The organism is Fervidobacterium sp. (genome assembly GCF_059913585.1).
In genome coordinates, this window is the sequence record NZ_DBOLZL010000017.1 from 59940 (window position 1) to 67340 (window position 7401).

General features: G+C 38.9%; 8 protein-coding genes. 2 read left to right on the top strand and 6 right to left on the bottom strand.

Annotation, left to right across the window (positions count from 1 at the left end):
* Nucleotides 1-114 precede the first annotated feature (114 nt).
* The 5 genes from AC3M61_RS06855 to AC3M61_RS06875 are packed head-to-tail and all read right to left on the bottom strand — an operon-like array spanning nucleotide 115 to nucleotide 5272.
* The gene (locus AC3M61_RS06855) at nucleotides 115-1836 is read right to left on the bottom strand and encodes a hypothetical protein (RefSeq protein ID WP_500780128.1); all 1722 of its coding nucleotides are present in this window, start codon (nucleotides 1834-1836) and stop codon (nucleotides 115-117) included.
* The gene (locus AC3M61_RS06860) at nucleotides 1821-2258 is read right to left on the bottom strand and encodes a Mini-ribonuclease 3 (protein WP_500780129.1); all 438 of its coding nucleotides are present in this window, start codon (nucleotides 2256-2258) and stop codon (nucleotides 1821-1823) included. Before AC3M61_RS06860 ends, AC3M61_RS06855 begins: the two co-directional genes overlap by 16 nt.
* Entirely contained in the window at nucleotides 2212-2595 is a 384-nt protein-coding gene (locus AC3M61_RS06865; RefSeq protein ID WP_500780130.1) for a DUF1667 domain-containing protein, read from the bottom strand. Before AC3M61_RS06865 ends, AC3M61_RS06860 begins: the two co-directional genes overlap by 47 nt.
* The gene (locus AC3M61_RS06870; protein ID WP_500780131.1) at nucleotides 2592-3830 is read right to left on the bottom strand and encodes an NAD(P)/FAD-dependent oxidoreductase; all 1239 of its coding nucleotides are present in this window, start codon (nucleotides 3828-3830) and stop codon (nucleotides 2592-2594) included. The genes AC3M61_RS06865 and AC3M61_RS06870 overlap by 4 nt, the downstream gene beginning before the upstream one ends.
* Complete coding sequence (locus AC3M61_RS06875; RefSeq protein WP_500780132.1) at nucleotides 3830-5272, bottom strand: NAD(P)/FAD-dependent oxidoreductase; 1443 nt, start codon at nucleotides 5270-5272, stop codon at nucleotides 3830-3832. Before AC3M61_RS06875 ends, AC3M61_RS06870 begins: the two co-directional genes overlap by 1 nt.
* A gap of 179 nt (nucleotides 5273-5451) precedes the next feature.
* On the opposite strand from AC3M61_RS06875, the gene tmk reads away from it, so the two are divergent.
* Nucleotides 5452-6051, top strand: a complete 600-nt coding sequence (gene tmk, locus AC3M61_RS06880) for a dTMP kinase (protein ID WP_500780133.1) — start codon at nucleotides 5452-5454, stop codon at nucleotides 6049-6051.
* Between the two features lie 33 nt (nucleotides 6052-6084).
* Here the strand turns inward: tmk and fliQ are convergent, their stop codons facing one another.
* Complete coding sequence (gene fliQ / locus AC3M61_RS06885; protein WP_500780134.1) at nucleotides 6085-6351, bottom strand: flagellar biosynthesis protein FliQ; 267 nt, start codon at nucleotides 6349-6351, stop codon at nucleotides 6085-6087.
* Between the two features lie 81 nt (nucleotides 6352-6432).
* Here fliQ and AC3M61_RS06890 point away from each other — a divergent pair.
* Nucleotides 6433-7401 (top strand): hypothetical protein (locus AC3M61_RS06890; protein WP_500780135.1); only part of this gene is annotated, 969 nt, incomplete at its 3' end.

Sequence of the window (7401 nt, forward strand, 5' to 3'; positions counted from 1 at the left end):
ATTGTTGTACCAAATAAATGTCTGAAATACTGCACACAGCAAAATTAAACAAAAGCGGTGGGAACCATCCACCGCTTTGTTTTTTAAAGAGCGATGAAAATTTTCGTATGCTTCTTACATTTTCTCTACGAGTTTGAAAAATGTCTTTGCTGCAAGGTAGGTACCTTCTTTTTCGTATCCTTCTACTCCCAACATAGTTCTGATTTCACCAACTTTTACACCTGTTTCAAACATCTTTCTCAAGAACTTTTCTGCAATTTTGTGGTGTTCTTCCTTCCTCTGAACAGCACCAAATGGATTAGCAAAATAGCTCTCAGTCATTCCTTCCTCGGATGTTGTACCCTTTGACATCCTTTTTCCTGCAGAAAAGACCTCTAATGCTTTTTCAATACTATCAAAGAAAATTATCCTTTCGTCATCGCTATGAACTTCAGTATAGTTATTGGCATATAAGAAAAAGTCAATAGGTGTTGGCGTAATTACTTCTCTGTAATTGTTGAATGGGACAATTACTCTTGCATTAATCTTGTCTGGGTTCATAAAAATACTTCTATCCATTGTATAGTAAGCGTATCCCGGTGGTAAATCGTCTAGTCTCACAAACGCACCTGTTTCTGTTCCGTATGCAACGACCCTACCATTAAGTATGTCAAGTGAACCCATGTCGTCTATGATAACATCGACATACGCAACTTCTTCCAACCTATTCAATGCATCCAAAGTTTCACTTTTTCCTGCACCACTGTCACCGACAAACATTGCAACTGCACTTTTACCATTTTTCAACACTATACGTGCCATTGACCCATGAACTGGAAGCCGTCCTTGGTCTATTCTTATCAGGTTGTGAAGTGTAAGCATTGTCTTTTTCATGTATCCGAAATAGTCGTTTTCATCCAAGGCAGGTATCACACCTACGTAAAGCTCACCGTCTTTGAAAACAACACCGTTTTTCCACTCGGTTTTATAATCTGGAATCTTCTCAACAGGTAAACCGAATATCAAAACACCCGATGCCTTCTTGCTTTTTATATCAACGATATCTGCAAATTGAAATAAGTTGCCTAACCCTGCAGCATGCGAAAGGTATTCTCTGTGCACAAAAACATAAACTAAAAGCTCGGCTACCAAGACTGGCACAAGAAACCATTCGCGTTCTTTGTTATTTAACTTGATTTGACTCAGAATCTCTTTTTCAACAACTGGTAGAACTCCTTTTCTTTTATTAGATTTGGTATAGAAGATAACCGGTGGGTCGAATATGGCACCCCAAACTGTTGGTATATTCGTAAACGATTGAAATCTCTCATCGGGAATCTCTATATCATCAACCAAGAATGTGACCTGAGCGCCGCTCGGCAATTGTCTGATAATGTTTGTGTCATCTGGAGTGATGTTCTTCATAATTGTTCGATACAAATTCCTCACCAAATTCTTGAATTCTTCAGCAATCATAACTGCGGTAAAGACAATACTGGTTTTTCTTGCATTATCGATGGTGTACCTTTCCTTCTTAATCATAAATCTGTGCTTATTTCTCCAAAATGAGTAGAAAGATTCGACAAATTTTGCTAAATCATCTGGATTCACGTAATTTATAATTGTTGTAATCTCGCGGATATTTCTTAAAGTCAACAAATGGAGGTATTCAATAAAATGCTTAACATCGTAATCATCTCCTATGCGAAAAGCTTCCAATGTTCTTAAAAGCGGGGAATTCTTTTCTTTTAGTATGTCGATATACTCTCGAAGAAGAGCTTCAAAGCCTGGGTTACTCAGTATCTCGCTAGAATCTGTGTAGACTATGGAACCATCGATAATCACACTTCTTCCCATCTTATTCCCTCCTTCAAAAGAAACGCCAAACGCCTTTTATCCGTAAGATAAAGATATCCAATCAATGCCTCGAAGCCTGTACTTTTGATATAAAGGCGGTCATTACCATGTTTTCTAGCGCTCTTACTATTCATACCACGCCGAACAATATCTTTTTCTTTTTCCGTTAGAATAGGTAAAATCTTGTCCAACGCTTTACTTTGACCTTCGCGCGAAACGTAAGTATTAGAAAGTCGGTGCAAGTCTCTTGCTTTAATATCCTTTAAAACGTATAACTTAATATAAAGATTGTAAACAGCATCTCCAAGATAAGCCAGTGCATCGCTAGATAATTCTTCTGCGTTAACCGAAGGCTCTGGAAAAACATCAAACGCTTCAGGCTGCACTTGATTTTTCTCTTCTTTCGACATTTCTTGTAGCAATTATATCAGCTCCTGTATTAAGAACATCTTTAATAATTATGTCTCCAACTCTCACAGGCGCTTCAACTTTGGTATTTTTCAAGATATCCATTACTTGCATGATAACCCTTCTAGGAATAGGTTTATTTGTTTTTACCGATACCAAAGGCATATCACCATTTAAAACCAATACACTTGAGGTCAATATCCTTAAAGGTTCTACCATCTCTTGTTTTCCGTATTCAATTCCACGTGGACACCTATTTCCAGAAACAGTAATTTCACCATTACCTTCTTGTTTGACAATCAATCTACATCCCAATGGACACATGATACAAACCATCTCTTCTATTTTCATTCTAACACCTCCACTACAATGTCACCACTCCCTATTTTCGACTCTGGAATCTTAATGCTTACCATCTCACTCGGCGAGAGATTTAAGTGTTTTTTGCTGTATAACAAGTTGTTTCTTTGTTTTACACGAATAGTTCCTTCTTCCATAGGCTTTTTCACTCGCAAGTAGATATTTAAGTTTGTTCCTTCCTCATACCACGACGGGAAGAGAATACCTACGTTTTGACCTTTTTCAACGAAAAATTTTGCTGGTTCCCAGCTATTCTTGACGTACATCGCTGCAAACTTTCCAGCAACGGTACCTTCTTCTGTAACCCAGTCCACAAGGTCATAAATTACTGTACAATTCCCTGCAGCAAAAATCCAGTTAAGAGATGACCTTCCAGAACTTGATGTCACTATCCCTTTTGTCCATGGGTCAATTTTGAGAAAATCTTTAAAGAGCGTACTTTGGGGAATTAATCCAACCGATAATATCAAAGTGTCGACCTTAAACCTTTTTTCAGTTCCTGGAAGAGGTTTGAAATTTTCGTCAAGTTCAGCGATAACAACTTCCTCAAGCCTTTCCTTCCCATAGATACCAACCACTGTATGGCTCAGGTAAAGAGGAATATTAAAATCCTTCAGACACTGTCTTATGTTTCTTTCAAGTCCTCCTGGATAAGGCATCCTTTCAACAACAGCAACAACTTCAACGCCTTCCAACGTAAGTCTTCTCGCCATAATCAAACCTATATCTCCAGAACCCACTATTATTGCCCTTGTTCCAGGCAATCTATTTTCCAAATTCACAAACCTCTGAGCAACCCCAGCTGTAAAAACTCCTGCAGGTCTGGTACCAGGGACGAGTATTCCTCCCATAGGTCTTTCCCTTGCTCCAGTTGCAACAATTAGCGCTTTTGGCTTGTAAACCGTTATCCCTTCAGTCGAAGCAACTACAACCTCTTTCCTTTTGTAGTCTATCTGGTGCACGTATTGTTCGACCTTCACATCTATGTTTGGATATTGTTGAACTATCCTCTTAATTCTCTCTGCATACTCAGGTCCTGTCAGTTCTTCTCTGAAATAATGTAGTCCAAAACCATTGTGGATACATTGATTCAACACGCCACCACTTCTATCATCACGCTCTACCAAAACTACTTCATTTACACCTTCTCGTGCAGCCCCAATTGCTGCACCAAGACCTGCAGCTCCAGCACCGATAACAAGAATGTCTACACTCTTTTCTTTCATTACTTTCTCACCTGCCCTAAGAGTATGAAACTACCTTCGCTACGAAGTTTTATATCTGAAATATCAGTTCCAAGCTCTCTTGCCAGTATTTTCATTATCCTGTGCATGCAGAATCCTCCCTGGCAACTACCAAACATCGCGCGTGTCCTGAATTTTATCCCGTCTATTGTTCTTGCCCCACGTTTAATAGCCTCAAGTATTTCTCGCTCTGTCACTTTATTACAGAAACATATCATTCTCCCAGCAAGTGGGTCTTTATTAATCTCTTCATCCCAAATGGAAGCGGGTAAGTCTGCGTAGTGCTTTATCCTTTCTCTCGTAGGTTTGAAATCTGACTTTTTCTGGAACGTTTCACCGAGCGCTTCTTGAACTTCCTCAACAATGAACTTTGCTATTGCGGGTGCGGCGGTTAAACCAGGTGAGCGCATAGCTATAACGTTGAAGAACCCTATTACACTGGTCCTTCCGATAAAGAAATCTTTCTGAGGACTTTCTGGTCTTAAACCTGCAAAGGTCTTTATAGAGGCTCTAAAATCGATTAAAGGAGTCATCTTTAGTGCTTTTGACATGAGAGCTTCAAATCCTTCAAATGTTGTAGAAGTATCCTCTCTGAATTCCCGTTCCGGTGGTAGGTCAACGGCAGTGGGTCCGACTAAGATACCCCCATCGACCGTTGGAGTTACAAGTGTTCCTTTACCAAGCACTGAAGGTGTTGGAAACAGTATACTCTTTACAAAACCACTGAATTCTTGTTTATCTAAGAGAATATACTCTCCCTTCCTTGGATGCAACGGCACAAATTCCGCGCCAGCCATCTTCGCAACCTCGTCACCGTGCATTCCTGCAGCGTTGATTACAACGTCAATCTCAATCTCTCCCTTATTAGTCACAAGCTTTTTAATTCTTTGGTTTTCCGTTACTATTTCAAGAACTTGTGTGTCAAGAAAGAGTTTAGCTCCGTTTTCGATGGCGTTTTCTACTGCTGCCATTGCAATCATCCAAGGTTCCGTTATCCCAGCTGTTGGTGCCCAAAGAGCTGCCACAACTTCAGGATTAACGTTTGGTTCATATGAAAGGATTCTATCTCTATCCCAAATTTCCAGACCTGGTACCCCGTTCATTTCACCACGTTTGTAAAGCTCCTCCAGAATCCTTATTTCCTCGTCTTTGAAGGCAAGTACCAAAGAACCTATTCTCTTTAAATCAAACTGCAGCTCTTTTGAAAGCTCAGTATACATTGCGTTTCCTGGAACACAAAACCTCGAACGTACCGTTCCTGGTTCGTCATCATATCCAGCATGAACTATCGCAGAATTAGCTTTTGTCACCCCCATCCCTACATCCCAATTCTTTTCGAAAATTAACACCTCAACATCGTATCGACACAACTCTCTAGCAATCAGCGCTCCAACAACACCAGCACCAATAATTCCTATTCTCACACTTACACCCCCAACTTTAGCGTCTTTATATATTTTACCACAAAAGATGTGCCTCTTGTTTGCGAATAAGTGTTTAAAAAATTGTCATTGTTCTATTACATTTCTTGAAAATATCTCACGTGTGGTATAATTTATTTTGAATTGCTCTCCAATCTGATGTCGAAAAGGAGGAACCCACTGTGTTTGTCTCTTTCGAAGGAATAGACGGCTGTGGTAAAAGCACGCAGATAGAAATGTTTATGAAATATCTCCAGTCCAAAGGTATTGACTTCGTCAAGGTAAGAGAACCCGGTGGTACAAAATTAGGAGAGAATATTAGACAACTCTTGATTAACGAAAAAATGGTTTCAAGAAGTGAATTGCTCCTTTTCTTAGCTTCTAGGGCCCAGCTGGTTGAGGAAGTTATAAAACCAGCTTTGAAGGAAGGAAAAATAGTGGTAGCTGATAGATTTGCACACTCAAGTGTAGCCTACCAAGGCTGTGGAAGAAACTTGGGTGTAGATGTGGTAAAAATGCTTAATGATTTTGCCACAGACCATGTTTACCCAGACTTGGTGTTCTATATAGACATTCCTGCTGAGGTAGCTATATCAAGAATAAATAAGGAGCAAAGAGATAGAATTGAGCAAGAAGGTTTAGAATTTTTTGAAAAAGTCAGAAATTGTTATCTGGAATTGTGTAAAACTGAAAAGAGTTTTGTTCTGATTGATGGAACGAAAGATGTGGAAACTATAAGCAAGCAGATAATAAAAATATTTGAGGGGCTATACAAGGTGTAAGTTATTGGATATCTCAAATATTGAGGCGTTTAATTAAATCATAGACATGTATTTTACGATGATATCCTTTATAAAATCTAACATGTTTTCTATCATCCAGCCAAATAAAAACATAAGGGTCAAAAAGACAACTATGATACGTGGTGCAAACGTCAATGTCTGCTCATGAATTTGAGTAGCAGCTTGGAAGATACTAATCAGGATACCAACTGCAAGACTAACGAGCAAAGGAGGTGTTATAAGCATTAAAAGAAGCTGAATGCCGTGTTTCATTATGTCAAGAAAAACTTCAGAAGTCATCTTTCAACACCTTCATTTTTAATTTTAATCTTACATTTTAATTATATCAGAAATTTAAGTCATCTGGTAGGGGGGAATTTTATGGACAAATGGTACGTGCGTGAAAAGTTTTTCAAATTCTTCATTCCAGAAACCTTTGTGCTATCTTTGGTTTTTATAGCTTTGGTAGCCTGTACCTATGTTCCAAAACCAGAGTTTGGAGGTATTATTTATGACGGCCAGCTTTATACAGATTTCCAAGTCCCAATCTCAGTTGTTAGAACAAAACCTATCATGGTCACTATGAAGACATCGGGAGATTACAACTATACCTTCCAACTTGACTACGTCACACTGATTGAGGCAACGAAAACCAACCAGATAGTTCTAAAAGATTTTCTAAAAAGCTATCTGCTAAGCCCTGCTTTTTTTGAGCACCCCCATATTTTGACAATAAATGCAACTGCACCTGGAAGAAACGAAAAGTTAGAAGTACCTTTGTTCGTATTAAATCAACCACCCGAAGTATCTTTTTCTTTCCAGAACAGCATTATTCAAATCCATGTAAAAGATCCTGAAGATGATGAAATATCTCAGAAAACTGTGACAATCTATAAAAACAATCTCGAGGTCTCTCGTTTCGAACTTGCTGAACCCAGTCTTGACATAAGTAATTTGGCACCTGGAGCTTACAAAATCGCGCTTGAAGTAAAAGATAAATTCGGAGCGAAAAGAGAAGCTAGCTACGAATTTGTTATAAGTAACTTAGTTGAGAGCATAACATATGATGGAAAAACATACAGCACATTCTCAACACCCCTGACTATAGAAAGAACTAAGCCACTTATTGTCAATGTGAAGGATACTTCTACCCCACATTATTATTCCTATTCTCTTGACAACATCGTTCTAGAATCCAGCACAACAGTCAACACACTAACACTTAAGAACTACAATAGCAAACTTGGTCTGTCAGCCGATTTCTTTACAGTCCAGCACACGTTGACCATAGTAGTAACATCGGGCCTTAGGACTGAGGAGCTAAAAATACCATTGACTGTAACCAATCAG